The organism is Streptomyces sp. NPDC085927 (assembly GCF_044540975.1).
Classification (GTDB): domain Bacteria; phylum Actinomycetota; class Actinomycetes; order Streptomycetales; family Streptomycetaceae; genus Streptomyces; species Streptomyces hirsutus.
The window spans coordinates 953,352-978,935 of record NZ_JBITSN010000001.1 but is presented as its reverse complement, the minus strand read 5'-3'; the positions used below and the strand labels follow the sequence as shown (position 1 = coordinate 978,935).

20 protein-coding genes and 2 pseudogenes are annotated in these 25,584 nt (G+C 69.1%); 11 read left to right on the top strand and 11 right to left on the bottom strand.

Annotation, left to right across the window (positions count from 1 at the left end; translation table 11 throughout):
• Positions 1 to 2: 2 nt before the first annotated feature.
• Complete coding sequence (locus tag ACIF80_RS04505; protein ID WP_399799154.1) at positions 3 to 1,346, bottom strand: 3-oxoacyl-ACP reductase; 1,344 nt, start codon at positions 1,344 to 1,346, stop codon at positions 3 to 5.
• 131 nt (positions 1,347 to 1,477) lie between these two features.
• On the opposite strand from ACIF80_RS04505, the gene ACIF80_RS04500 reads away from it, so the two are divergent.
• On the top strand, positions 1,478 to 2,881 hold the full coding sequence (locus tag ACIF80_RS04500) for an acetyl-CoA C-acetyltransferase (protein WP_399799151.1): 1,404 nt from the start codon (positions 1,478 to 1,480) through the stop codon (positions 2,879 to 2,881).
• Positions 2,882 to 3,318: 437 nt separating this feature from the next.
• The gene (locus ACIF80_RS04495) at positions 3,319 to 5,235 is read left to right on the top strand and encodes an AMP-dependent synthetase/ligase (protein ID WP_399799464.1); all 1,917 of its coding nucleotides are present in this window, start codon (positions 3,319 to 3,321) and stop codon (positions 5,233 to 5,235) included.
• Positions 5,236 to 5,263: 28 nt separating this feature from the next.
• On the opposite strand, the gene ACIF80_RS04490 is transcribed toward ACIF80_RS04495, so the two are convergent.
• Both ACIF80_RS04490 and ACIF80_RS04485 read right to left on the bottom strand, forming a co-directional pair.
• The gene (locus tag ACIF80_RS04490) at positions 5,264 to 5,962 is read right to left on the bottom strand and encodes a class I SAM-dependent DNA methyltransferase (RefSeq protein WP_399799148.1); all 699 of its coding nucleotides are present in this window, start codon (positions 5,960 to 5,962) and stop codon (positions 5,264 to 5,266) included.
• 229 nt (positions 5,963 to 6,191) lie between these two features.
• The gene (locus ACIF80_RS04485; RefSeq protein ID WP_003992177.1) at positions 6,192 to 6,395 is read right to left on the bottom strand and encodes a cold-shock protein; all 204 of its coding nucleotides are present in this window, start codon (positions 6,393 to 6,395) and stop codon (positions 6,192 to 6,194) included.
• A 311-nt stretch (positions 6,396 to 6,706) separates the two neighbouring features.
• Between ACIF80_RS04485 and ACIF80_RS04480 the strand changes: the two genes are divergently transcribed.
• The 4 genes and pseudogenes from ACIF80_RS04480 to ACIF80_RS04465 all read left to right on the top strand — a co-directional run bounded on the left by ACIF80_RS04480 (position 6,707) and on the right by ACIF80_RS04465 (position 14,609).
• On the top strand, positions 6,707 to 7,555 hold the full coding sequence (locus ACIF80_RS04480) for a menaquinone biosynthetic enzyme MqnA/MqnD family protein (RefSeq protein WP_399799145.1): 849 nt from the start codon (positions 6,707 to 6,709) through the stop codon (positions 7,553 to 7,555).
• Positions 7,556 to 7,676: 121 nt separating this feature from the next.
• Positions 7,677 to 9,004 (top strand): annotated as a pseudogene (locus tag ACIF80_RS04475) (serine/threonine-protein kinase); the annotation flags it as partial.
• Positions 8,996 to 10,027: a PQQ-binding-like beta-propeller repeat protein gene (locus tag ACIF80_RS04470; protein WP_399799462.1), complete on the top strand. Its 1,032-nt coding sequence runs from the start codon at positions 8,996 to 8,998 to the stop codon at positions 10,025 to 10,027. The pseudogene ACIF80_RS04475 and the gene ACIF80_RS04470, both read left to right, overlap by 9 nt.
• 97 nt (positions 10,028 to 10,124) lie before the next feature.
• On the top strand, positions 10,125 to 14,609 hold the full coding sequence (locus tag ACIF80_RS04465) for an FtsK/SpoIIIE domain-containing protein (RefSeq protein ID WP_399799143.1): 4,485 nt from the start codon (positions 10,125 to 10,127) through the stop codon (positions 14,607 to 14,609).
• Here the strand turns inward: ACIF80_RS04465 and ACIF80_RS04460 are convergent.
• The 3 genes from ACIF80_RS04460 to ACIF80_RS04450 form a co-directional block, all read right to left on the bottom strand.
• Positions 14,578 to 15,144 (bottom strand): hypothetical protein, encoded by a 567-nt coding sequence (locus ACIF80_RS04460; protein WP_399799141.1) that lies wholly within the window; start codon positions 15,142 to 15,144, stop codon positions 14,578 to 14,580. The two genes, ACIF80_RS04465 and ACIF80_RS04460, sit on opposite strands and share 32 nt — an antisense overlap.
• 12 nt (positions 15,145 to 15,156) lie before the next feature.
• Positions 15,157 to 16,608, bottom strand: coding sequence for a hypothetical protein (locus ACIF80_RS04455; RefSeq protein WP_399799138.1), 1,452 nt, complete (start codon positions 16,606 to 16,608; stop codon positions 15,157 to 15,159).
• Positions 16,609 to 17,426: 818 nt separating this feature from the next.
• Positions 17,427 to 17,687, bottom strand: coding sequence for a WXG100 family type VII secretion target (locus ACIF80_RS04450; RefSeq protein WP_399799136.1), 261 nt, complete (start codon positions 17,685 to 17,687; stop codon positions 17,427 to 17,429).
• Positions 17,688 to 18,049: 362 nt separating this feature from the next.
• On the opposite strand from ACIF80_RS04450, the gene ACIF80_RS04445 reads away from it, so the two are divergent.
• On the top strand, positions 18,050 to 18,655 hold the full coding sequence (locus tag ACIF80_RS04445; RefSeq protein ID WP_399799133.1) for a hypothetical protein: 606 nt from the start codon (positions 18,050 to 18,052) through the stop codon (positions 18,653 to 18,655).
• A 243-nt stretch (positions 18,656 to 18,898) separates the two neighbouring features.
• Here the strand turns inward: ACIF80_RS04445 and ACIF80_RS04440 are convergent, their stop codons facing one another.
• The 5 genes and pseudogenes from ACIF80_RS04440 to ACIF80_RS04420 form a co-directional block, all read right to left on the bottom strand.
• Positions 18,899 to 19,669, bottom strand: coding sequence for a hypothetical protein (locus ACIF80_RS04440; RefSeq protein WP_399799460.1), 771 nt, complete (start codon positions 19,667 to 19,669; stop codon positions 18,899 to 18,901).
• Positions 19,662 to 19,988: a hypothetical protein gene (locus ACIF80_RS04435; RefSeq protein WP_399799132.1), complete on the bottom strand. Its 327-nt coding sequence runs from the start codon at positions 19,986 to 19,988 to the stop codon at positions 19,662 to 19,664. Before ACIF80_RS04435 ends, ACIF80_RS04440 begins: the two co-directional genes overlap by 8 nt.
• Positions 19,989 to 20,010: 22 nt before the next feature.
• Complete coding sequence (locus ACIF80_RS04430) at positions 20,011 to 21,507, bottom strand: C2 family cysteine protease (protein ID WP_399799129.1); 1,497 nt, start codon at positions 21,505 to 21,507, stop codon at positions 20,011 to 20,013.
• Entirely contained in the window at positions 21,507 to 21,857 is a 351-nt protein-coding gene (locus ACIF80_RS04425) for a hypothetical protein (RefSeq protein ID WP_399799127.1), read from the bottom strand. The genes ACIF80_RS04430 and ACIF80_RS04425 overlap by 1 nt, the downstream gene beginning before the upstream one ends.
• Before the next feature lie 221 nt (positions 21,858 to 22,078).
• Positions 22,079 to 22,192, bottom strand: a pseudogene (locus ACIF80_RS04420) (IS5/IS1182 family transposase); the annotation flags it as partial.
• A gap of 49 nt (positions 22,193 to 22,241) precedes the next feature.
• Here ACIF80_RS04420 and ACIF80_RS04415 point away from each other — a divergent pair.
• Genes ACIF80_RS04415 through ACIF80_RS04400 form a run of 4 tightly spaced genes read left to right on the top strand, consistent with a single transcriptional unit; the run spans position 22,242 to position 24,985 of the window.
• A complete protein-coding gene (locus tag ACIF80_RS04415; RefSeq protein ID WP_399799125.1) occupies positions 22,242 to 22,589 on the top strand; it encodes an SAV_915 family protein in 348 nt (115 codons plus the stop codon).
• Positions 22,590 to 22,623: 34 nt separating this feature from the next.
• Complete coding sequence (locus tag ACIF80_RS04410; RefSeq protein ID WP_399799122.1) at positions 22,624 to 24,039, top strand: hypothetical protein; 1,416 nt, start codon at positions 22,624 to 22,626, stop codon at positions 24,037 to 24,039.
• Between the two features lie 19 nt (positions 24,040 to 24,058).
• Positions 24,059 to 24,628: a DUF3592 domain-containing protein gene (locus tag ACIF80_RS04405; protein WP_399799120.1), complete on the top strand. Its 570-nt coding sequence runs from the start codon at positions 24,059 to 24,061 to the stop codon at positions 24,626 to 24,628.
• Positions 24,629 to 24,682: 54 nt separating this feature from the next.
• The gene (locus ACIF80_RS04400) at positions 24,683 to 24,985 is read left to right on the top strand and encodes a hypothetical protein (RefSeq protein WP_399799117.1); all 303 of its coding nucleotides are present in this window, start codon (positions 24,683 to 24,685) and stop codon (positions 24,983 to 24,985) included.
• Positions 24,986 to 25,584 lie beyond the last annotated feature (599 nt).

Sequence of the window (25,584 nt, the reverse complement as noted above, 5' to 3'; positions counted from 1 at the left end):
GGTCACGCCCCCAGCAGGCTCTGGCCGCAGACTCGTACGACCTGTCCGTTGACCGCGCCCGAAGCCGGGTGGGCGAGCCAGGCGGTGGTCTCGGCGACGTCGACGGGAAGACCGCCCTGGGCCAGGGAGTTCATGCGCCGGCCCGCCTCGCGGATGACCAGCGGGACCGCCGCGGTCATCTTCGTCTCGATGAACCCGGGGGCGACCGCGTTCACCGTCACCCCGTGCTCGGCCGCCGCGCGCGGGGCGAGGGAGCGGACCAGGCCGATGACGCCGGCCTTGGAGGCCCCGTAGTTCGTCTGGCCCGTGTTCCCGGCGATCCCGGCGATGGACGCCGTCGCCACGATCCGCCCGCCCCGCTTCAGGGTTCCGGCGGCGAGCAGCGCGTCGGTGGTGCGCAGCACGCTCGCCAGGTTCACCTCCAGCACCGGGGCCCAGCGTTCGGCGGGCATGTTGGCCAGCCGCCGGTCACGGGTGATGCCCGCGTTGTGGACGAGGACGTCCAGGCCGTCGGGGAGCGCCTCGGCGATCCGGGCGCCCGCGTCGGCGGCCGTGATGTCGAGGGGGAGGGCGAGGCCGCCGAGCCGTCGGGCGACGCGCCGGGCGTCCGCCTCGGCCTGCGGCACGTCGAGCACGACGACCTTGGCACCGTCCCGGGCCAGCGTCCCGGCGACCGCCTCGCCGATACCGCGGGCACCGCCGGTGACCAGGGCGGTGCGGCCGGCGAGGGGGAGGCCCCCCTCGCCGGCCGCGGCCACGGGTGCGGGGGTGGCGGCAGTGGCGTCGGCGCCGACCTCGATCACCTGGCCGCTGACGTACGCCGACTTGGGCGAGAGCAGGAAGCGCAGGGTGGACTCGGCGGCGTCCGCGTCGGTGAGGCGGACCAGGTTCACGGTGCTGCCCCGGCCGATCTCCTTGCCCAGGGAGCGGGTGAAGCCCTCCAACGCCTGCTGGGCGGCGGCCTGGTGGTGGTCGGCGGCGTCGAGCGGGGAGCCGAGCAGGACGATCCTGCCGCTCGCGGCGACCGACCGTACGACGGGATGCAGGGCCGCGTGCACCTCGACGAGGTCTTCCACGTCGCGCACCCCGGTGGCGTCCAGGACGACGGCGGCGGGGCGGCCGGTGTCGTTCGCGTCGCCGGGCTCGCCCGTGGAGAGTCCCGTGCGGGCGAGGACGGGAGCGAGGCCGAGGCCGGACTTGCCCGCGGTGAGGTGGAGCAGACCGCCGCCGAGGTCGGGCCGCGCCGCTGACCAGCGCTTCAGCGAGGCCGGCTGGGGAAGGCCCAGCCGACGGCTCAGGAAGCGGCCGGGCGTGGTCCCGGTGAAGCTCAGATAGCGGTCGGCCATGTGCGACTCCCAGCCCTGGATGCGTCCGGTGTGCGTAGGTGCGTACGTGCTGGTGCACGTGTTCCAGCAGAACTTACTCTGAAGTAAGGTTACCGATGGTAATCCTACGTCAGTGTGAGGAGCGGGTCGAGATGAGCCCTCGGAAACCGAGCAAGCCGAGTGGACCGGGCGGGCAGAGCGGACAGGGTGGGCAGGGCGGACCGGTGGAGCCGCGCGAACCGGCGGAGTCCGCACGGTCGGTGGAGTCCGCGCGGCCGGTGCGGCCGGCCGCCGTGCGGCGGGTCGCGGTCATCGGCGGTACCCGCATCCCGTTCGCCCGCTCCGACGGCCCCTACGCCACCGCCTCCAACCAGGAGATGCTGACCACCGTCCTGGACGGTCTCGTCGAGCGGTACGGGCTCCAGGCGCCGGGCTCGGTCGGGGAGTTCGTCGCCGGCGCGGTGCTCAAGCACAGCCGCGACTTCAACCTCGCCCGCGAGACCGTCCTCGGCTCCGCGCTGGACGCCCGTACCCCCGCCTACGACATCCAGCAGGCCTGCGGCACCGGTCTTCAGGCCGTCACCGCCGCCGCCAACAAAATCGCCCTCGGCCAGACGGAGTCCGCGATCGCGGGTGGCTCCGACACGGCGAGCGACGCGCCTCTCGGCGTCAACGACAGCCTGCGGCAGGTGCTGTTGGAGGCGCGGCGGGCGAAGACGCTCGGCGCCCGCCTCAAGGCCCTGACGAAGGTGCGCCCCGGGCACCTCGTCCCCGACATCCCGCGCAACGCCGAACCGCGCACCGGCCTGTCCATGGGCGAGCACGCCGCGGTCACCGCCCGCACCTGGGGCATCACCCGCGAGGCCCAGGACGAACTGGCGGCGGCCAGCCACCAGCGGCTGGCCGCGGCGTACGAACGCGGCTTCTTCCAGGACCTGGTGGTGCCCCACCGCGGGCTGGCCCGCGACCAGAACCTCCGGCCGGGATCGACCGTCGAGAAACTCGCCGCCCTGAAGCCGGTGTTCGGCGTCGACGGCCCCGATCCGACGATGACGGCGGGCAATTCGACCCCGCTCACCGACGGAGCGGCGGTGGTGCTGCTGGCGAGCGAGGAGTGGGCGCAGGCACGGGGCCTGGAGCCGCTGGCGTACCTGACCGCGTACGAGACGGCCGCCGTGGACTTCGTGCACGGCGATGTGGCGGACGGCGAGGACGGCCTGCTGATGGCCCCCGCGTACGCGGTCCCGCGCATGCTGGAGCGCACCGGGCTGGACCTCGCGGACTTCGACCTGATCGAGATCCACGAGGCCTTCGCCTCCCAGGTGCTCGCGACCCTGGCCGCCTGGGAGAAGCGGGGCCTGAGCCCGGTCGACCGCGCCCGGGTGAACGTGGCCGGCTCCTCCCTGGCGACGGGTCATCCCTTCGCCGCCACCGGCGCCCGCATCGTCGCGACCCTCGCGAAACTCCTGGCCGAGCGGGACGCCCCCGCCCGCGGCCTGATCTCCGTCTGCGCGGCGGGCGGGCAGGGGGTGACGGCCATTCTGGAGCGAACCTGAATCTCCCTCATGTATCTCCCGATGCTGCACATCCCCGGCGCCGGACCCTCTCCGGAACCGCACGAATCCGTCACGCCGGGCCCGTACGATCCCGAGTCCGAACCGGCGGTGACTCCGTGACTCCGTGACTCCTGCCTTCCGAAGGCATCGGAGAACACCGGAGAACACCGGAGGGCGCCGGTGAGCGCCTCGGCGTGCGAGGCACGTACGTCATCGCAGCAAGCAGGTCCCGCTGCACGCCCCAGGAGCCGCCCGTGTCCGCCGTCCCGTCCTCAGCCGCCCCTTCCTACGACGCGTACGACGGGCGCCCGGCCACCGTCCCGTCGCACGCCGTCCCGCCCGCCGCCTCGCCCACCGTCCCGGACGTCGTCCGTTCCACCGCCGCCCCGAGCGACGCCTCCGGCGAGCCGGTCCCGGTCGCGCCCGAGACGCGGCGGCTGGACGGGGTCGTACGGGAGGCGGCCGTACCGCCGCTCGCACGGCCGGTGCGGCACGGATCGCTCGCCGACCTGCCCTTCGACAACGCGAACGCGGCCCCGGACACGGTGGTTCTGAGCCGCCGCCCCAAAAGCCCGGGGCCGGACAGGAACGGCAGGAACGGCGGGAGCAGAGAGAACGGAGGGCACGGAGGGCATGGAGGGCACGGCGGTTGGACGGATGTGACGGCCGCCGAGTTCGCCGCCCAGGTGATGGCCGTGGCGAAGGGGCTCATCGCCGAGGGCCTGAACCCGGGCGACCGGATCGCCGTCATGGCCCGCACCATCTACGAGTGGACGCTCCTCGACTTCGCCGCCTGGGCGGCGGGACTGGTCACCGTCCCCGTCTACCCGACCTCCTCCGTCTACCAGGCCCGATGGATCCTGCACGACTCGGGCGCGGTCGCCCTGGTCACGGAAACGACCGCCCAGGCCGCCGCCCTCGGCCCCGAACTGGGGCACCTCACCGACCTCCGGCGCGTCTGGGTCGTGGAGAAGGGCCACGTCGAACGGCTCGCGGAGGCCGGCACCCACCTCCCGGACCAGGAGGTGGAGGTACGCCGCGGGGTCCTCGGCCCGGACACCCTCGCCACCCTCGTCTACACCTCCGGCACCACCGGCCGCCCCAAGGGCTGCGCCCTCACCCACGGCAACTTCTTCGCCGAGGTGGACAACGCCATCGAGCTGCTCTACCCGATCTTCAAGGCCCGGACCAGCGAGGAGGCCTCCGTCCTCCTCTTCCTCCCCCTGTCCCACGTCTTCGGCCGCATGGTCGCCGTCGCCTGCGTCCGGGCCCGGGTACGGCTCGGCCACGCGCCGAGCCTGAAACCCGAGGAACTGCTCCCGGACCTGGCGAGCTTCCGGCCCACGTGCCTGCTGGCCATCCCGTACATGCTGGAGAAGATCTTCAACACCGCGCGCGCCAAGGCGGAGTCGGGCGGACGGGCGGCCGCCTTCGACCGCGCCGCCTCGGTGGCCCGCCGCTACGGCGAGGCCGTCGACGCCCGTCACACCGGTACGGGCCCCGGCCCGAGCGGGTCCCTGAAGGTCTCCCGCGCCTTCTACGATCCCCTGGTCTACCGCCGTATCCGCAACGCCATGGGCGGCAGGGTCCGCTACGCCATCTGCGGCGGCTCCCCGCTCGGCCGCGACCTGAGCGCGTTCTACGCCGGCGCCGGCATCGAGATCTTCGAGGGCTACGGCCTCACGGAGACCACCGCCGCGTCGACGGTGACGCCCCCGCTGAGGCCCCGGCTCGGCACGGTGGGCTGGCCGCTGCCCGGCACCCGGATCCGTATCGCGGCGGACGGCGAGATCCTCGTCGCGGGCGAGCACGTACTGCGCGGCTACTGGGACCCTCAGGCCGGGGGAGTCGTCCCCGCGGCCCCCGGCGGCTGGCTCGCGACCGGCGACCTCGGCGAACTGGACGACGAGGGCTACCTGACCATCACGGGCCGCAAGAAGGAGATGCTGATCACGGCGGGCGGCAAGAGCGTCGCCCCGGCCCCGCTGGAGAACTGGCTCCGCTCCCACCCCCTGATCTCGCAGTGCATGGTCCTGGGCGACGGCCGCCCCTACGTCTCCGCCCTGATCACCCTCGACCTCGACGGCATCACCCACTGGCGCCGGATGAACGGCAAGCACCCGGTCCCGGCCGAGCTCCTGATCGACGACGAGGATCTGCGGGCGGTCCTGCGACGTGCCGTCGACGAGGTCAACAGGACGCTCTCCCGCCCCGAGTCCATCCGCCGCTTTACCGTCCTCCCCGTCGACTTCAGGGAGGACGCGGGCCACCTGACCCCGTCCATGAAGCTGCGCCGCGAAGCGATCCTCCGCGACTTCACGGAGGAGGTGGAGGGGCTGTACCCGGGCTCATGAAGGGCGGGCCGTGGGGTGAGCGGCCGTACTAGCGGCCGGAGTCCGGGGCGCGGGCGATGAGGAAGGCCTGGGGCGTCGACTCTCCCTGTTCCTCGTCCGCGGCCCGCTCGGCGCGCAGGACGAGCGTGAACCCGGCCGCTTCCAGGATCTCGGCCATCCGGTCCGGGCGGCGCCGCTGGAAGTCCAGGGTGACCGGGTGGTCGAATGGACGTTCGAGTCGAAGGGCTTCTTCGCCCACCTGGAAGGCGAGCAGCAGATGGCCCCCGGGCGCCAGGAGCCGGCGGAAACCGGTGAAGAGCGCCGGCAGCTCGTCCTGCGGGGTGTGGATGCTCGAGTACCACGAGACGATGCCGGCCAGTGTGCCGTCCGGGACGCCCGGCTCCAGCATCGACCCCTGCTCGAACCGCAGGCCCGGGTTCTCTCGGCGGGCGACCCCGAGCATGGATTCCGACAGGTCGAGGCCGAAGACGTCCAGGCCGCAGGAGGCCAGGTGGGCCGTCACCCATCCGGGACCGCATCCGAGGTCGGCGACCTCGCCACCGACGCCGCTCGCTTTGACGAGCCCGGCGAATCCGGCCAGCAGCGCCGGCTCCAGGGGCTGGGCGGCGAAAACATCGCGGAAGCGGTCGGCGTAGTCCTCGGCGATGGCGTCGTAGAAGGCGCGGGTGGCGACGATGTGGTCCGGAGCCGGGGCGGCAGCAGCGGGGGCGGGGGCGGTGTCCGTCATGGGCGGGGAGCTTGGCCGCGCCGATGTCGTTCCGGGGCGGGTTCGCGGCGGGTTACGTGCTGGGTCCGTGGCGGGTTCCGCGGCGAGTCCGTGGCGAGTCCGTGGCGGGTTCCGCGGCGAGTCCGTGGCGAGTCCGTGGCGGGTTCCGCGGTGGAAAAGGCAGGAGCCCCTTTCGCCTGACGGCGGGGGGCTCCTTGGGTACTGCTAGTCGTTCCCGGATCGGAGAGGATCAGACCGGGGTGACGTTCTCCGCCTGCGGGCCCTTGGGACCCTGCGTGACGTCGAAGGACACCTGCTGGTTCTCCTCGAGAGAGCGGAAGCCGCTCGCGTTGATCGCGGAGTAGTGGACGAAGACGTCGGGGCCGCCGCCTTCCTGGGCGATGAAACCAAAGCCCTTTTCGGCGTTGAACCACTTCACGGTTCCGGTAGCCATAAGCCCTCCTTGGGCCCAAAGGGTTGCCCTGCTCCAGAACCCAGCAAGTGTGAAGACCAATTCTGCACAATCGCATCCGTCTGAGAACGACGAGAGCCCGCGGTCACATGCTCCGCAGGCTCTGTACTGCAAGGGAAACCAAACTGCAACTTGCGGACGAGCCTAGCATGCGACCGCCCGCGCGCAATAGAGGTCAAGATCACGTCACCCGAAAGTTTGAATGCCACTTCCGCCACATGCTCCGACGTGCCGATCGGGCCGGTACCAGGCCCGGGGAACCCGCCCCGAGGCATGAGGGCTAGCCTCGCGATGTGGACAATTCTCGCACCCGGCCGCGCGTCGGACACATTCAGTTCCTGAACTGCATGCCCCTCTACTGGGGGCTTGCGAGAACGGGCACCCTCCTCGACTTCGAGCTGTCGAAGGACACCCCCGAGAAGCTCAGCGAGAAGCTCGTGCAGGGAGATCTCGACATCGGGCCGATCACCCTGGTCGAGTTCCTCAAGCACGCCGACCAGCTGGTCGCCTTTCCCGACATCGCCGTCGGCTGCGACGGCCCGGTGATGTCGTGCGTGATCGTCTCGCAGGTCCCGCTGGACCGGCTGGACGGCGCCCGGGTCGCCCTCGGGTCGACCTCGCGGACCTCCGTACGCCTCGCCCAGCTCCTGCTCGCCGAGCGGTACGGCGTGCGGCCCGACTACTACACGTGCCCGCCGGATCTCAGCCTGATGATGCAGGACGCCGACGCGGCCGTCCTCATCGGCGACGCGGCCCTGCGCGCGACCATGATCGACGGGCCCCGCTTCGGGCTCGACGTGCACGACCTGGGCGCGCTGTGGAAGGAATGGACGGGGCTGCCGTTCGTCTTCGCCGTCTGGGCGGCACGCCGCGACTACCTCGAGCGCGAGCCGGTCATCACCCGGAAGGTGCACGAGGCGTTCCTCGCCTCCCGTGACCTCTCCCTGGAGGAGGTCGGCAAGGTCGCCGAGCAGGCGTCCCGCTGGGAGGCCTTCGACGAGGAGACGCTGGCCCAGTACTTCACCACCCTCGACTTCAGCTTCGGCCCGCCGCAGCTGGCGGCGGTCGAGGCGTTCGCACGCAGGGTGGGCCCGACGACGGGCTTCCCGGCGGACGTGAAGGTCGACCTGCTCCAGCCGTGAAAGCCGGCCCGCCGCACCCGTGAGGAGGCGGAAGCCTCCCACTACCCTGCTGGCAGACGCCCGCGTACGAGTGGGACGGGGAGGGGTGGACGGGGCGGACGGGGCGGACGGGGCGGACTCCATGCGGCCGCTCGATGTCGACGAGCCCACGACGGGGGGTCCGTACCGGCTGCTGGGCAGATGGGGGCCGGCGGCATGGGCCGGGTCTACCTGGGCCGCAGCGCCGGCGGCCGCACGGTCGCGGTGAAGATCGTGCACCCGCACTTCGCGCTGGACGAGGAGTTCCGCGCCCTCCCCCAAGCTCTTGACGAGCAGGGGGGACCCCCATCGGCGCGAGGTCGAGGCCGCGCGGCGGGTGGGCGGTACCTGGACGGCCCCGGTCCTGGACACCGACCCCGAGGCGCGCGTGCCATGGGTCGCCACGGCCTACGCGGCGGGCCCGTCCCTCACGGTGGCGGTCACGCACGGCGGCCCGCTGCCCGCCCACACCGTACGGGTGCTGGGCGCGGGCCTGGCCGAGGCGCTGACGGCGGTGCACGAACGGGGCCTGGTGCGCAGGGACGTGAAGCCGTCGAACGTCCTCCTCACCCTCGACGGCCCGCTGTTGATCGACTTCGGCATCGCCCGCGCGATGGACGGCACGGCCTCCCTCACCTCGACCGGTGTGTCGATCGGCTCGCCCGGCTACATGTCGCCCGAGCAGATCCTGGGCAAGGGCGCCACGGGCGCGGCGGACGTCTTCTCCCTGGGCGCCGTCCTGGCGTACGCGGCGACGGGCGGAGCGCCTTCGGCGACGGCGCGGCCTCGCACGCCGCCCTCCTGTACCAGGTCGTGCACGGAGAGGCGGACCTCACCGGCGTACCGCAGTCCTTGCTCGGTCTGGTCCACGCCTGCCTGATGAAGGATCCGGAGAAGCGACCGGCACCTTCGGAGATCGTGGCGGCACTGGCCGAGCAGGGTATAGACGCGGCCCTGCGGGACTGGCTGCCCTCCGCGGTCGCCTCGACGATCGCGACCCATGCCGCGGGGATCCTGGACCTGGAGACTCCCGGGGCGCCCCCGGCCGCCCCGCAGGCCCAGGCCGCGGCGACCTTCGGCCCGGCGCCGACGATGCTGGACGGGACGCGGCCGACTGGAACACCGCCGACCGGGACGGCCGGGTACGGTGCCCCGCCCGGTGGCATGCCGGCACCCGCATACGGCACACCCCTTCCCGGCACAGTCCAGCTCGGTGCGGACGGAGCACCTGCTCCGGCCCGTTCTCGGCGTTGGGCGCTCGGTATTGCGCTCGGTGGTGCAGCGGCCGTTGCGGCGGCCGGTGGTGGTGCCGCGTGGGTACTCAAGTCGGGCAACGATGCCTCCGACGGGGCAAAGGATGCTTCGGGTAAGGGTGGTTCGGCCGAGCCGGTGGAAGAGAACTTCACGTCCCCACCCGCCGGGGTGGCACCCCAACCGCTGTGGCACGAGTCGGCCGTGGAGGACAGCACCACGACGGACGTACCGCTCCTGACGCACGACGGACTGCTCCTGGTCAGCGGCGATCCGCTCGTGGCCTACGACGTCAGGACGGGCAAGGCCCGCTGGACCAAGCCGGACATCTGCCGCCCCGGAGCCCAACTCCTCTTTCACGAAGGCAGGGTGTACCTCGCGGACGGAGACTACGACGGCGTCTTGGTCGCCTACGACGTCAAGAGCGGCGAGGAGGTCTGGCGCAGCCGCCTCGGCAAACAGCTGTCCGTCGAGGACACGATCGCCATCGACGACAAGAACGTCTACGTGACGGCGACCGACTACGGCCAGTCGCAAAGCGCCACCAAGTACCGTACGGCCATCGCGGCCATCAGCCACACCACCGGGAGGACGGCGTGGCTCCAGCCGCGGGACTGGGGCACCAAGGACTACGACGTCCAGGGTTCGGTCTCGGGCAAGTACTTGGTCTACGCCGACTCGAACTACAACCTCACCGTCCGGGACACCGCCACGGGCGGTCAGTTGTGGACGAAGAAGATCGGCGACGAATGGACCTGGCGGCCCACGGCCGCGAAGGGCCTCGTCTTCCTTCCGGGAGAGGAACTCGTAGCCGTGGACGCGGACACGGGCAGCACCGTCTGGACGTTGTCCCCCAACGGTCGCCGAGGCTTCGGCAACCCCACGGTCATCGACGGTGTGCTCTACACCAGCGACCACGACGACGGCGTGTGGGCCGTGGATGTCAAGAGCGGCAAACGGACGTGGCTCTGCGACGAGTTGGACGTCGAGGGGCCCGAGACGTTCCTGCGGTCCGGGACGGCACTGTACGGCGCCACCGGATCCCTGGACGGCGGCATCGTGGCCCTGGACGCCAAGACGGGCAAACTCCGTTGGACCTACAGCGACAGCAAGGCCGTCGGCGAGCCGTGGCAGGTCACCACCTTCGGGAACCGGCTGCTGGTCACGCACGGGCCGGAGATCTACGCGCTGCCGGCGGTCTGAGACACGGGCGGCCGAGCTTGCAGCCGGAGACGGACAGTAGTCTCCGTTGCCGGAGCAATGAATACGGCAACAGAAGCCGACGGGGAGGAAGACCACCATGCGGATGCTGGTGACGGTCGTCAGCGAGGGCGGTGAGCCGCACGACGTCGTCGTCACCGCGGACGACACCGCGACGGCCGGCGATGTCGTGCAGGCGCTGTCGACGGAACCGGGCCGAAGCGGCGCCCCGACGGGCATGCCGGCGAACGTCAGTGTCCTGCCCGTCATGGCGCCGCCCCCGCTCCCCGGTCACGGGGGTGGCGGGCCGTCCCTGTGGGCCGACGGCGTGCTCTGCGACCCGGCGGCACCCGTGGCCCAGGTGCTGCAGGACGGCATGCGGGTCACCGTGGACGACTCCATGGGCCCGTTGCTGCGCAAGGGCGAGCCCGTCGGCCAGTTGGAGCTGAGGGTGGCCGGCGGCCCTGCCTCCGGGCGCGTGGTCCGGCTCGGCGTCGGTGTGACCACCTTGGGCTCGGCGCCCACCTGCTCGCTTCCCTTGCCAGGTGCCTCGCTGCCGCCGATCGCGCTCCGGGTGGCGATCGACATGCAGGGCAACGCCACGCTCAGCCCTCAGGACGGGGCCCGGATCCAGCTCGACGACATACCGGTGGCGGCGTCCGGGACGCCTTGGCCGCCGGACGGCGTCGTCCGGATCGGCGACTCACTTCTGGTCCTTGCCCGCGTCGCCGCGCCGGACGCGCACCTGTCCGCAATGAATGAAGGTGGCCTGGCCTACAACCGTCCGCCGAGGCTGGCCCCTCTGCGACCCCGCCGACGGCTCGCGGTGCCGGTGGCGCCGAACAAGGGGGAGCGGGCCCGATTCCAAGTCCTCATGGCGTTCATGCCCATGGCCTTCGGACTGGGCATGTATTTCCTTACCAAGCAGATCTACATGCTGCTCTTCTGTCTGATGAGCCCGCTGATGATGGCTGCCCAGTGGATCAGCGAGAACCGTGAGGGCAAAAAGAAGCACCGGACGTCGCTCAAGCAGTACAAGAAGGACCTCGCAGCCCACGAGGCAGAACTGGTCGCCCTCGCCAAGGAGGAGCAGCGCGCCCGTCGGGCGGACGCTCCCGACCCGGCCGAGATCCTGCTCTTCGCCACCGGGCCCCGCCGCCGCCTGTGGGAGCGCCGCCTCACCGACCCTGACGCCATGCAGCTGAGGATCGGGGTCGGTGACCTGCCCTCGGACGTGGAACTCGTCATGGGTCGCGGCGGTTCCCTGCACGAGGAGGACGGTCCGGAACCGCCGGTACTCACGGATGTCCCGGTCACCCTCCCCTTCGCCGAACTCGGCGTGGTCGGCGTCGCCGGCGACCGGGACCGAGCGCTGGCCACGGCCCGCTGGCTCGCTGTGCAGGCCACGGTCCTGCACAGCCCGCGGGACCTCTCCCTGGTGTTGCTCACCGCCGCCCCGAGTGCCGGTGCCGCGTGGCAGTGGCTCCACTGGCTGCCCCACACCAGTCCCGATCAGGGGCAGGACTGCGTAGCGTTGGTCGGCTTCGACTCCGAGACCGTCACCCGCCGCGTCAACGAGTTGCTGAACGAACTGGCCCGGCGGAAGGCGGCCCGCGAGCAGAACACCATGACGGGCCAGCTCTATCCGGACCCCAACGTCTTGCTGATCCTCGACGGGGCACGCCTGCTGCGCCGCGTGCCCGGTGTGCCGCAACTTCTCAGCGAAGGACCGCGGTACGGCATTCTCGCCCTCTGCGTCGACGAGGACGAGCGGCTGCTGCCGGAGGAGTGCAAGGCCGTCGTCGCCTGGTCCCCGGACGTCCAGCATCACGTCCGCGTGCGCGGCCACGGGCTGGAATCCGTCGGTGACGTACTGGCCGACCAGGTCGCGCCCGAGTGGTGCGAGCTGCTTGCCCGGTCCCTCGCGCCGGTACGCGACGTCAGCCGCGACGACGCCGGCGGCGCACTGCCGACCTCTGCGCGGCTGCTGTCGCTGCTGGGCATGCCCGACCCGGACGGGACCGACGTGGAGCGCGTCTGGCGGGCGGGTGGTTCGACGACCGCCGCACCCGTCGGCATCGCCGCGGACGGCCCATTCGTGCTGGACATCCGGCGGGACGGCCCGCACGCGCTGGTCGCGGGCACCACAGGTGCCGGCAAGTCCGAGCTGCTGCAGACCATCATCACCTCGCTCGCCGTCGTGAACCGGCCGGACGCACTGAACTACGTGCTGATCGACTACAAGGGTGGCAGCGCCTTCATGGACTGCGCCCGACTGCCGCACACGGTCGGCATGGTCAGCGATCTCGATGCCCATCTGACCGAGCGGGCCCTCGCCTCGCTCGCGGCCGAGCTGCACCGCCGGGAGAAGATCCTCTTCGACGCCGCCGCCAAGGACATCGAGGACTACAACGACACGCGCAAGCTCCGCCCGGAACTGGAGCCGATGCCCCGACTCGTCCTGGTCATCGACGAGTTCGCCTCCCTGGTCGCCGAACTCCCCGACTTCGTCGCGGGCCTGGTCGACATCGCCCGCCGCGGCCGTTCCCTGGGCGTGCACCTGATCCTGGCCACCCAGCGGCCCGCCGGCGTCGTCAGCGCGGACATCCGTGCCAACACCAACCTGCGCATCGCGCTGAGGGTGACGGACGCTTCGGAGTCCATCGACGTCATCGACGCTCCCGACTCGGGTGCGATCGCCAAGTCGACTCCCGGCCGCATGTATGTGCGCTCCGGTGCGCAGTCCCTGGTCGGCGTACAGTCCGCCCGCATCGGCGGCCGCCGTCCCGCGACGGGCGGGACCGGCCCGAAGACGACCCTGCTGCCGTTGCCGTGGCATGCCTACGGCCGCCCGCTGCCCAAACGGGACGAGGCCGAGGACGACGGCACCATGGTCACCGACCTGGCCGTTCTCGTGGATGCCGTGTGCGACGGCGCGCGGCGGATGGGTTTCGGCGAGCAGCGCAGCCCGTGGCTGGACCCCCTGTCCGAACTGGTCACCCTCGACGAGGTGGTGGCGTACGCCCCGGCGCACGAAGCCGAACCGGACACCGCGCCTCCCGCCGACGTCGCGCCGATCCCGTACGGCCTGATCGACCTGCCGGCGAAGCAGACCCGTATGCCACTGTCCCTGGACCTGGTGCATGGCGAGCACACCATGATCCTGGGCGGAGCCCGCTCAGGCCGCTCGACGGCCCTGCGGTCCCTGGCGGGTTCGCTGGCACGCAGCACCTCTCCGCATGACGTCCATCTCTACGGCATCGACTGCGGCTCCAACGCGCTGCTGCCACTGATGCGCCTGCCCCACGTGGGCGCCGTGGTCACGCGTGACGAGCCGGACCGGGTTCGCCGCCTCATCGAGCGCCTGCTGGCGGAGATTGCCCGACGGCAGCAACTGCTCGCCATGGAAGGCGCGTCGAGCGCCGCCGAGCAACGCGCGACAGCCACGCCGCAGGACCGACTCCCCTGGATGGTGCTGCTGCTGGACGGTTGGGAGGGCTTCGCCTCGACCTTCGAGGCGTACAACTACGGCCAGCTTCTCGAAGCAGCCCAGCGCATCTTCCGTGAAGGCTCCGCCGTCGGCCTCAAGGTCGTCATGAGCGCCGACCGCAGTGGCCTGAGCGGCCACGTCTCGTCCGCCTTCGCCGACCGGCTGGTCCTGCGTTTCGCCGACCCGAACGACTACTCCACGGCGGGACTCCACGCCCGCGAGGTCCCGAAGAACATGCCCCCGGGCCGTGCCCTGCGGATCACGGACACCGGCGTGGACGAAACGCAGATCGGTCTGCTCTCGGCGGACCGGGCCGGCCAGGCCCAGGTACGTGCGCTCCGTGAGATCGCCGAGGAGGCCGCCGCCCGCCACGGCCGGGCGCCCGCGGGCCGCCGCCCGATGCGCGTGGACGCACTGCCCTCGAACATCACGGCATCCGACGCCCTCGCCCTCGACCCCGACTTCACGCCGCCGTCCGCCCTGTGGGCGCTGCTCGGCGTGGGCGGCGACGAACTGCACCCGATCGGCATCGACCTGGAGGAGAACGGCCCCGGCTTCGTCATCGCGGGCCCGCCGAAGTCAGGCCGCTCGACGACCCTGATGGCCGCGACGGAGTCGCTGCTGCGCGTCGGCACGCCGGTGGTACTCGTCGCTCCGCGACGCTCGCCGCTGCGCGGCCTGGAGGGACGGGAAGGCGTTCTGGGCCTCCTGAACGCCGACAGCCGCGAGGACGACCTGGAGGAACTGGTGGACAAGGCGTCCAGCGGCTCATACGTCGTGATCGTCGACGACGCCGAACTCCTCTATGACACCAGCCTCGACGAGGCCCTGGAAGCCGTGGTCCGCAAGGGCGCCGACGGCGGCATCGGCCTCATCGCGGCCGGCTCCACCGACAGCCTCTCGGGTCAGTACCGCGGCTTCGCCGTCGAGGCTCGCAAGTCCCGCAACGGCCTGCTCCTGACGCCCCAGAGCCCGTCGGAGGGCGAACTCTTCGGCATCCGGCTCCCGTCCAACAGCGGCGGAGGCCCCGCGGGCAGCGGCCTGTTCGTGACCGGCGGGTCGTTCATGCCGGTTCAGGCGGTGATGAACGGCTGACGTGGGTGCGGAGGATTCGGCGGCGGCGGAGCGTCATAACGACTGTTCCAGTCAGGAAAAAGGCAGTGAGGGCAGATGTGCCATACGCAGGCACATTGAAGGGAGGATCGATGACCCAACTGTGGGAGAGGCTGTGAGACGGGTTTTTGGGGTCGTACGTGACCAGCATTATGTCGCCGGTCTGAGCGTCGGGGTACATGCCAGCGTAGTCCCCCAGTTTGACTTCGATTCCTGACTTGGGACCCTGGACGAGCCTGACCTTCACATACTTGGGTTTGTTGTCGACTCCGGTTACCACGGCAGCGGCAGTGATCCCGTGAGCGCGAAGGTCGTGCAACAGGAAGCGAGGAGGAAGCCATAGGGCCAGGGACAAGACGAGACCGAGCAAGAAAATGCCGAAAATGCCGAGGATCAGGCGGCGTTTTGGTAGTTTTGGGCGAGGCGTCCACGCGGCGCGCATGGCGGCCAGCCGTTTTCCTTTCATGACATGGGGCGGCAACTGGTATTGATCCGCGGGGTGCTTCTTCTTAGCCATCTTTGATCCGCCTCACGAGAACCACCCAATCACCGTTTTTTTGACGCTGGACGTTGTGTTACTGATTGCCTCACCCGTTTCTTTTGCTGCACCCGTGACAATATTGACTGCCTCCCTGCCAATTGGGCTCTTGATTACGTAAGAAGTGCCGTAGCCAATTCCGAAGCCAGCCACCACCCCGGCCGCAATGCTCCATCCGACGGGGCCCCCGACCAGCGCCATCGCTCCTAGGGTGGCGCCAGCCCCGGCAGCCATCCCACCGACGTTGGCCGCCACAGCGACGTCCTTCTCCTCCCCGTGACCGATGTCCCACCCGATGGCCCCGACGGTGAGGACCGTACCCACCAGTGGCAGCTTGCCGCCCGCGTGGAGTGCACGGCCGAAGAGAGTTGCCGAGCTGGGGGGTCTGAGACCGGGAACCTTGCCGATCAGCCAACTGCCGCCATCGGTGATGGAGACCTCCAACAACCGGGAGAACGAGCCCATACCGTACTTGGTGAGAATGCGTTCAGCCTCGTGAGCGGACTGTCTGGCGGCTCGAGCCGCTCGCCTGGTGTCCTTTTTGAACTTTCTCCGATCTTCCGGGCTCATGCTGTTGATGCGCCGCTGGTACAGCCGACTTGCTTCGTCGGAGAACTTTTGCGACCGCTCCCATAAGTGACCGGCGTACTTCGCCTGCATACCGATGACGGAGGCCAGCAACCCTGCTGTGTCGGACCACGTGTCCGCCGGGTCGCCGAGCTTTGTCACAGCGACCTTCGTGTGCTTCCAGGCGATTGCCCAAAGGTCGGTGTCGTCACCTTGCATGAGCGCCCGGTTGAACACGGCCGTGGGCTCGTCCTTGCCGATGTCGCCGTGGAACAGGGCTGCTGTCCTGTCGAAGCCGGGTGCGGGGGAGGCGGCCTTGACCGCGGTGGTGAACGCGGAACCGAAGGCCTTGACGTCGTTCTCGGCGGAAGGCGCGTCGGCGGCGGCGACTGCCACCGGCAGGATCTTGAGCAGCTGCGGTTTCATCCTGGCGTAGAACGCCGAAGTGAAATCGGGGTCCCCTTTGTGCTTGGCCAGCTCCACCGCGATCCGGTGGAATTCTGCGCCGGCCTTGCTCGGGTCGAGGTCAGCTGCCTTGTTGATCTCCTCGGCAAGCTTCTTTCCGTCCTCCCGCGCTTCGCCGACACTCGGGACGGGCTCACGTAACTGGACCATGGCCCCGCGCTTGATTCCTCCTGTGTCCGTCTCCATGGCTGCTGCCAGAGCCTGCCTCCGACGCAGTATGGGAAGTTCGTCATCCGTCCAGCCGGCGATCTTTTTGATCTCCGTCAAGTCCGCCGTGTCCAGGCCGAACTTCTGGAATCTGGAGAAATAAGAGGTCTTCGCGCTGTGCAGCGCCTTGCTGCCGGATTCCAGGTCCTTGATGGTCCGCAGCAGGTTGTCCGGGTTGATTCCGGAAAAGTTCGGGTCGACCACCGGTGGATTCCCCTTCTTGTTCCTGTGCCGAGCAGACGGCGAGCCGGGGATCGGCCAGGACGGCCCGGGCGCCCGATCCCTTCAGGGCCCCCTCGGCCTCGCCGGTGGGGACGACCCCCCAGGTCTGCTGCTCTCCCATCGCCTCGACCAGCAGGCACACCGAGGTGAACGTGAGTGCGACGAGCTGCTCCTGACCTTCGGCCGCGGCTATGGGAACGAGGGTCACCTCGATGGAACTGTCGCCAAGAGGGGAGCCGTCGGATGACTTCCGCACCTCGCTCATGGTGGACGGGGCGAGGTATTCGGGATTTCTCTCGGGCGTACCGCTGGAGGCCATTGACTTAGATTATGAGGCGCTGAGGGCAGGGGCAATTCCGGGCGCGAAATGGAATTCAGAAGGTAATATTAATAGCGGAATCTGAATCGAGCGCCCCTCATCCCAGAAAGGCAGATCCGCAGAAGCCGCACGGTGAGCTCGCCGAGGAGGCGGAGAACCTCAGGCGGGCTCTCAAAGAGCCGGCCGAGGACATCGGAGGCGACAAGGTGGGGATGGGGGGAAGAACGCCCGAGCCTGGCATCGGGAGCTGGCCGGACGGCATCGGAAGCCGGGCGGACAGGTGGGCAAGCTGCTGCCGGTCATCGACGCGGCCATCCGCGGCGAGCCCGAGAAGGTGACGGCGCCGGAGGCCCGTTCGCACCACAACGGCGCCTGACGCCGGATCTCGTACGAATGCCGACGGGGCGCCGGGACCAAGCCCGGACGGGTTGTGGTCCCGGCGCCCCGGCCGGTTGTACGCTCAGCGCGATTCGCCCTGGAATCAGGTGGCGCGCTCGATGTTGTCGGCGCTGGTGTTCGCGGCCTTGCTGGCGTCGTTCAGTGTGGTGACCCACTTGTCGAAGGTCGGCTTCACATCACGCCAGTCGTCCCGGAACCGGTCGGCCTTCGGACCCTTCCAGTAGCCGGAGCTGTCCGCCGTGCCCGACTGCAGGTCCTTGATCAGGAGCTGCAGGTCGTGGGCCTTGCGGGCGTACAGCTTCGACAGTTCCCGGAGCCGTGTGAGATCTGCACCGCGATCCATGGGCGTTCCTCCCCGTGTCATCAGAGGCAAGCGGACTGTCCGTTCGCAACAGTGGACGCTACAACACCAACAACAGTTCCCGTTCACTGCTGTTGCAGATGGGATCTTCTGGTGAACAACCGGTGTGCACGGTCGTCCTGACCGGCACCGGCCCGGGGACGCACCGTCGAGGTCGGCGACACCGGCAGCTGCGACGACGACCTCACGACGGGCAGCCACGTCATGCCCGTGGACGACCCGGAAGGGTGGGTGGCACCGCGGCTGGGCAGCGTACTCAACCCGTACGACCAGCAAGGGGAGACCGCGGAGAGCAAGATCCAGAGTTCCGGAAAAACCTACGCTCGAAATGAGTAGTTGCCGCCGTGGAAACGAGTAGTGCGTCCTGGGAGTTCGAGCTGCTGCCGTACAGAACCAAGGCGGAGAAGCGGGAGCGGCCCAAGGCCGGGCTCGAGGGAAGTGTGGGGCATTTCGACCCCGTCGTCGTGGAGCGCTGCCCGCTCCACCGGCCACTTGAAAAGGGAATGGACACCGCTCGGCTGAGCGGCCCCGCCTTTCCGGAGGCGGTCTTCCGGGGGAAACGCCGGTCGGGACGGCCGTCGCTGTTCAAGGCCGAACTCACCCTCGACGGACGGCGTGCGGAGCTGCGGTTCAACGCCAGGGCTCTGAAGCGCGAAGACCGGGTGCTGCGCATCGCGTACGACGGCTGGGAGTATGTGTACTCGTCAGTGGGTCTGGGCAAGGCGAAGTTTCTGGAGAGGGAGGGAGTCCGGGCCACCATCGAACCCGGCCGGAAAATCCCACCGGCCGATATCGCCGGCGCGGGTACGGCCACCGGCCTGGTGGACGCCGTGGACCTCGCCATTGCCATCGTGCTGGAGGAGGTGAACACCGACGTCCTCACTCTTGCCGGCGCCGCGTTGTCGTCTCCCTTCGCCCTGATGCAGCGTTTCCCGGACGAAGCGGAATAGGGGACGCAGCCGGTGCCCGCTCAGCGCGGGCCCAGCTCCTTCTTCTTCTCCGTTGACGGGCCGACCGGCTTCCGCCATATTCCCGCCGGCCCTCGAGCGTCCCAGGTAGCCGTGCTGGTGGGCAGGTGTGATGAGGCGAGGAGGGGCGAAGGGGCTGTAAGGCGGTGCGGCCTCTCTCCGGCTGCCTTCCGTACGCTCGCCGAACGGCTCCGCCCAGGTACTTGGCCGGTACCGGATTCTCCGCTACGTGCTCGTGCGGGTGAGCTGGACGGCCTGTTCCGTCAGTGCCGACACCTCGAACAGCACCCCCGCGAACTCCACCGTCTCCCCGACCCGTACGTCCTTGTAGCCGGCGACCGGGATCGCGGCGCAGTTCGCGTCGATGCCGGCCGTTCCGGCGGCGGGGTCGATGTAGGAGACCGTGAGGGACAGGCCTGTGGGGAAGCGCTGCACCCCGCCGTTGTCGAGCAGGGAGAGCGTGTTGCCCTCGGCCGGGAAGCCCTTGGCGGCGGTGGCCAGGACGGTGCGGTCGGTGGTGAAGCAGAGGCCCTCGTCGGCGGCGCCCTGCCGGGGTTCGAGTGACTTCGGCGCGGCGGCGAGCGCGGCTCGGTCCTCGGCGGCCTTCGGCTCGAGGACCACGCGGTAGGAGCAGATCTGCCGCACGGTGTAGTCATGGCCGGAGACGGTGACCTCCGCCCCGGGCTCGACGGTCCACTCCCGCTGCCCCGACGCGTACTTCGCGCCGTCGCGCAGTGTCGCCGTACGCTTCGTGCCGTCCGCGTCGGCCCCGGCGTACTGCACGCCACCGCCGCCGGGCAGTTTGAAGCCGCCACCGCGCAGGACGTGCGCCCCGTCGGCCGGGGCGGTGCCCACGCATGCCGGGCCCTTGTCCCGCGCCGCGGGGGTCGCGCCACCGTCGCCGTCTTCGTCACCGCCGTCGGACGACGCACCGCATCCGGTCAGCGCCAGCAGGGCCAGGAAGGCGACCGATCCCGTGATGCCGTACCTACTCACCGGCCTGAACACTGGTCTCCTCCTCCACGGCGTCGGCCGCGCGTTCCAGGACGACGCGGGTGCGGTAGTCGACCTCCGCGACCCGCCACATGTCGCCGGTGATCTCCACGGTGTCGCCCGCCGTCAACCCGTCGTGCTCGACGGGCGGCCGACCCTCACAACTGACTTGGATGCGGCCGTGCACCGACGGCTGCGCGAAGACCGTCGCCACGATGCGGTGCGGGAGGCCCTCGTGCTGGACGGTGTACGGGACGTGGTAGCGGAGCACCCACCGGCCGTCGAACTCGAAGGGGTACTTCACCTGCGGTTGGTCGGGCACTGCACTCACCTGTCGCGCATCGTCACGGGACATCGAAGGCCTCGGGTCCCTGGAAGTATTTGTCGAGTTGGTCCTGGCTGACGGTGATCGGCGGATAACCGTGGACACCCCAGGGGTTGCCGAGGATGACCTTGCCGTCGTCGGTGAAACCGCGGACGTAGTAGGCGTGGTTGCTGTGGTACGTACTGCCCCACTCCTTCGGGTGGTTCTTGTCCAGGCTCTCGTCGTCCGGGGTGGAGAGGGTGACGACCTTCCCGGATTCGTACGCCCTCCTCAGCGAGGCGATGTCCTTGTCGTCGTGCTCGCCGATGCCGAGGAAGCCGCCCGTCTCCAGGTCCTCGCCCTCCTGGCCGGTCAGGTAGGGGGCGGACTTCTTCGGGTCGTCGCCCTCGATGCCGCCGTACCCGCGTTCGCCTTCGCCGTCGTCCGAGTAGACCATCGCGAAGGCCTTCTCGTAGTACGCCGGCCACGTCTCACCGTTGCCGTACGTGCTGATCGGGTTGCCGTTCTGATCGGACGGCAGATCGGCGGTCATGGTCACCCAGTGGTGCTTGCCCTGCTTGTCCCAGACGCGGACGCTGACCGTGCCGTTGGGGTTCTGCTTGATGCCGTCCTGAATGAACTTCGGGTCCTTCTGGGTCAGTCCGGCCAGCGAGGCCACGTACCAGCAGTCGCCGAACTGGTTCTGGCTGATGTCGTCGGCGGAGACCCCGTCCCGGAACAACGGGTCGGAGGGGGGCGCCCAGTGGATGCCGTTGTTGGTCTGGCCGTTCTGGTTGTTGCCGCCGCTCTCGTAGGCACCGGTGTTGGTGAACGTCGGCTGCGTCCCCGGGAACGCCGCCTGGAACTTGCCCACGTTCTGCGGGCTGATCTTGGACAGCATCAGGCTCAGCGTGTCCCGGCGTGCGGCCTCGGGCAGGCCGTTGTGGTCGAACGGGCTCCAGACGGAGTCACCGGTGTCGGTGATCAACTCGTTGTAGAAGGCGAGGTCCTTGGGTGATGCCTTCGTCATGAGCGCGTCCAGCTCGGCCGCGGTGAGCCCGTCCAGCCCACCGGAGACCTTCTCCAGGTCGTCCCGGTTGCCGTTGGTGCCGAAGTCCTTGCCCTGCAGGGCCTGGAGATCGCGGAGGGCGGCGTCGATCTTCTTCGCGTCGGGTGGCTTCTCGTCCAGAAAGACGCTGCCGTCGCTGACCGGGTAGCCGAGCTTCTCCAGTTCCCTGAGGCCCTCCAGCTGCTTGATGCGGCGCTTCATCGACGCCTGCATGTCGCCGAGTTCGCCCTGGAGGGACCCGGGCAGGCGCCGGCGGCCACCGAAGAACGACGGGAGGGGGATCAGGTCGCCGACGAGCCCCTGGAGGGCGGGGTCGCGGGACGCACTCTGGCCGGGCGGCAGGTTCTGCTGGGCACTGGTGAGGAGGGTCGCGAGCTGGGCGTGCAGTTGCCCCGAGTGCCCGGCGAGGGCGTCCAGATCGCCGGCCAGTGACCTCAGCTTGGCGGCGTCGAATCCCCTGAATGCCATCAGTTGCCGCCCGTTCCGGCCTTGGACCTGTCCTTCTCCTTGGCCTGGCGGTCCAGCTCGTCCGCTTGGTTCTCCCAGCGGGTCGCGTCCGTCAGCAGAGCCGTGCCCATGCTGTTCAGCGTGTGCTGCCGCTGCTGGAGCGTGCTGGTGCACTCGTCGGCGAACGGACCTTGCCAGATCGCGCCCTTGTCGTCACCGGTACGGAAGCCGCCGGCGCGGGGCGTGGCCTTCTTCACCGCGTCGTCGAGGTACGGCCCGAGGCGACGGGAAAGCGCCCGCGCTTCCCGGGCGCACTCCCGCAGCCTCTTCGCGCGTTTCTTCAACTCGGCGGCGTCCTCGCTGGGCCCCACGTCTGGCGTCCCCCCGTTGTGGTCATTTGCTGCCATTTCGCGCGGATGACTTCATGACAGTTCCGTTGCAGCATACGAGAGCTGGTTCCGTCCCACGGCTTCCGGAACGGAATCTCTCCGATTGCCACCGCTCCACCGCATTGGTTCTTCAGGATTGTCTTCGGACGGTCCGCGGGTAACTGTTCAGCAGGATGTGAGTGGTTCGCCGACCGGACAGGGGCGGCTCGTTCGTCGTCCAACCGGTCGCACTCGGCGCGTGTGCCGTCCAGCAGGACGTGGTCCGGATCGGTCTCCCACAGGGCCCTGAGCAAGCTCGGTGCGCGGTCGGCAGGCAGGTCGCGCGCACAATTGCTCCGCACTCAGGCATCCTCATAGTCTGTGCGGATGGATTCGGCTCAGTCTTTTCAAGAAGCCCCGGAAGTCCTTGTGGTTCCCACCATGACGGATGTGCCACGGGACGACGACGGCGCGCCTCGTCTGGAGGGCACGGTCGAGGTGATGCTCATCCCTTTGGAAGCCGAGTCGGGTGGGACGCAGCTCGTCGCTCTCGCTTTTTCCACCGTGGTCGGCCTGGTGGAGGCGATGGGAGAGGAACAATCGTGGGTCGCGATCCCCAGCGGCAAGCTCGAAGAGGCGCTGCAGGGGTCGGGTGCTCAGGCAGTTCTCCTCGACCCGCAGCCGGCGGGGGGCGCGGGGGGCGCGGGGGGCGCGGGGGGCGCAAAGAATGGTTGATCCGAATTTTTCGGGGATAAACCCCGCAAACCTGATGAAGACGATCAACAGTCTGGTTTCCGGCGGCAAGACGCTTCATCAGGGAAAGGCTTCCTATTTCAGTCGCTTTCAGAAATTTGGGCTGGACACGAGCCATCTCGCGGAGCTCGGGAAGATAGCTTCCTGGGTCGACGACGAACTGCCCATGCTGCGTCGCCGCCAAGCGCTCGCCGCTGCCATGGAGTTCGAGGGTGTGGGGCCCAAGCCGCCCATGGTTCAGCTGCGTGAGCCGGTGTGGACCGTGAAGCAGGCGCACGACGAGGGCGAGAAGCTGGCCAAGGAGGCCAACGAGCTCGCGGGCATGGGCCCTGACGAGGCGGGCCCCGCGTTCCACCGCATCGCCGAGGAACTGGCCAAACGAAGCAAGGATCCGGACTACACCTCGGCGTTCTACGCCGGCATGGATCCTGATCTCGTCAAGAACCTCCCCATGGCGATCGCGGTGGCCAACGCGCCGACGGCCAAGGAGGACGCCAAGGTGTTCGGCACCGCGTTCACCACCGCGGCGAACGCCGAGAAACCCGCGCCGGGTTTCAACAAGGTGCTGGATCTCTTCCACGGCGATCTTCCCGAGGACGAACCCGGCGCCCTCTTCAATCGCGCACTGATGCAGGGGGACGATCCCGATATGTGGGACACCGCCTGGAAGCATCTCCAGAAGGCGGTCACGGACCTCGGCGACCCGAAGGCGACCTGGACCGTGCACGCGGGTCTCGTGGCCGGCGTCATCGGTGTTCAGTCGAAACTGGCGGACCAACTCTGGGACGAGGCCGGCAAGTTCTCACAGGCGGCGAAGGCGGCCTATGAGCGACGTATCAATGCCATGACGCCTGCGGAGCGTGCCCAGTTCAAGAAGGAGACGCGGACCAACGCCAAGGCCTCGAAGGCCGCGTCCCGGCAGGCCGAGCGGACCTTCGCCAAGTACGGCCTGGGCTCGTTCTCGCGCCTAATGGAGACATCGCTTGGTGACTCCGCCCGTTGGTTTGCCGACAAAGTTCCATACATTAAGGCTCCGGCCGCTGTGAAGGGCGGTTGGCTCGGCAAGGCCTTCAGGGCAGGTGGCCGTGTGCCGCTGGTCGGCTCACTGCTGACCATCGGCGGCATCGCGTACGACATCAAGGTCAACGACGCGGACACCGATGTGGCGATCGCCTCGAACGTCGCGTCCCTTGGGGCCGGAATGGCGGGCACCTGGGCCGGTGTGGCAACCGTGGCGGCACTTGGCGGGCCGGTGGGCTGGGGTGTGGCAGCAGGCATCGTAGTGGGCGCGGGTCTTGGATACGCTGCTTACTACGCCCTCAATACCGATACCGGGAAAAAGGTTGTGCATGCCGTGACCGACACAGCCAAGGACATAGGTAAGAGCATTGGAGGAGCGGCCAAAAAAGTGGGGGGCTGGCTAGGTTTTTGACGCACAGGAACTGGATCTCATGGAAAAGAAGAAAAAGAAGCGGTCGCGGGACGACTGGACACTGCCTCCGAAGTCGGCGGAACGACAGTCTCTAGACCGGGAGTCGAAACAGTTTCGAACTGCGGTGCGCCAGCCGCCGTTGCCGCAACGGCGCCTGATACTGACGCTGTTCGTCATGGCGCTGGGGTCATGCGTAGCCTTCCTCGTGTTCTGGTTGCCCTCGCAGTCGCTCGTGAACGATCTGCGCTCCCGCGGAGTGTCCGTCGCGGCCGAGATCACGGCCTCGCCGAAGAACAAGTACGGCGAGGCGGGGAACGTCAAGGTTCGATTCAGCGGCCCCAATGGCGAGGTTGAAACCGTGCTCGGCGACTGGGGCGGAAAGCGCCCTGAAGGTCTGCTTGAAGGAGCCGCGGTGCCGGTGACCTACGACCCTCGGGAACCGACCCGAGTATTGACGGCGGAGTGGGTCGAGGATCCGCCCTTCATGACGCTTCCCATGCTCATCACGCTGGCATTCACGCCACTGTTGCTGGGTGGCACGATCCTCCTGGTGATGCGGCGCCGTAAGTTGTTGAAGGAAAGGGGGTGAGCCGCGGCGAATTGACCCATGACTTACCGGTACTCCATGAATGAGAGGACGACTGTGGCGGATCCCGAGGTCAAGGTGGACAATCCGAGAAAGGCGGATCTGGAGAAACTGCGCAGCGATCTGGCCAAGGAGGTCGAACAGCTCAGAAAGGCGCTGAAGAAGCCGGCCGAGGACATCGGCGGCGACAAGGTCTGGGTGGGGAAGAATGCCCGCGCCTGGCACCGGGAACTGCAGGGTCGTCACAGGAAGTTGGGCGAGCAGGTCGACAAGTTGCTTCCCTTGGTCGACGCAGCCATCCGGAACGAGCCCGAGAAGGTGACGGCGGCGGAGGCCCGTTCGTACCGCAACAGCGCCTGACACCGGAGTTCCGGTGCAGGTTTCCGCCGGTGAGCGTGGGCGACCGCCGGGCGGCCGTCCCGGCGGCAGGACGACCCGAGGCCCTGAGGCGTGGACGGCAGAGCAACGGGCAGGTCAGGTGCGCAGGCGGCAGCCGTGGCTGTCCATAGGGCCTCGAAGGCGTTCTGCCACGTTCGCGGCGACATTCCCCGACTGCAGGTGGGCCGACGCCGAGTTCGCCAGGTGGGCGAAGGCGTGTTCGGCGATCGCGTGCGCACGGTGGCACCGCTCTGCTGCGACGGTCGGGAACGGGCTGTCGGTGCCCCCGGCGTGGGAGCTCCCGGCGGGGAACAACTCGCGTTGCCCGTTGAGGACATGGACGTCCTTCAGCTGCTTGACCCGGCAGACCAACAGCCGAGTGGTAGTGCGGTACTTCTTCGCTTTGCCGGTGATGCGGTGTACTCGGCCTCGGTGACCTTCGCATCCGGAATCCACCACTGTCCGGCGGTATCCCAGATCGTCTTCGGGTACCTGACGGGCGTCAAAGGGCCCTCGGAACGGCGATGGGCGTATGACCGGAGGGGTCTCCCCCAAGGGCCGCCGGGGAGTCCCCCAGAGGT

Excerpts from the sequence above, each read along its gene's own strand:
- ACIF80_RS04405 (WP_399799120.1), top strand. The coding sequence starts at position 24,059 with ATGGAAAAGAAGAAAAAGAAGCGGTCGCGGGACGACTGGACACTGCCT.
- ACIF80_RS04485 (WP_003992177.1), bottom strand. The coding sequence starts at position 6,395 with ATGGCTACCGGAACCGTGAAGTGGTTCAACGCCGAAAAGGGCTTTGGT.
- ACIF80_RS04505 (WP_399799154.1), bottom strand. The coding sequence starts at position 1,346 with ATGGCCGACCGCTATCTGAGCTTCACCGGGACCACGCCCGGCCGCTTC.
- ACIF80_RS04490 (WP_399799148.1), bottom strand. The coding sequence starts at position 5,962 with ATGACGGACACCGCCCCCGCCCCCGCTGCTGCCGCCCCGGCTCCGGAC.
- ACIF80_RS04430 (WP_399799129.1), bottom strand. The coding sequence starts at position 21,507 with ATGGCATTCAGGGGATTCGACGCCGCCAAGCTGAGGTCACTGGCCGGC.
- ACIF80_RS04450 (WP_399799136.1), bottom strand. The coding sequence starts at position 17,687 with ATGGATCGCGGTGCAGATCTCACACGGCTCCGGGAACTGTCGAAGCTG.
- ACIF80_RS04465 (WP_399799143.1), top strand. The coding sequence starts at position 10,125 with ATGCGGATGCTGGTGACGGTCGTCAGCGAGGGCGGTGAGCCGCACGAC.
- ACIF80_RS04415 (WP_399799125.1), top strand. The coding sequence starts at position 22,242 with ATGGATTCGGCTCAGTCTTTTCAAGAAGCCCCGGAAGTCCTTGTGGTT.
- ACIF80_RS04500 (WP_399799151.1), top strand. The coding sequence starts at position 1,478 with ATGAGCCCTCGGAAACCGAGCAAGCCGAGTGGACCGGGCGGGCAGAGC.
- ACIF80_RS04460 (WP_399799141.1), bottom strand. The coding sequence starts at position 15,144 with ATGGCTAAGAAGAAGCACCCCGCGGATCAATACCAGTTGCCGCCCCAT.
- ACIF80_RS04410 (WP_399799122.1), top strand. The coding sequence starts at position 22,624 with ATGAAGACGATCAACAGTCTGGTTTCCGGCGGCAAGACGCTTCATCAG.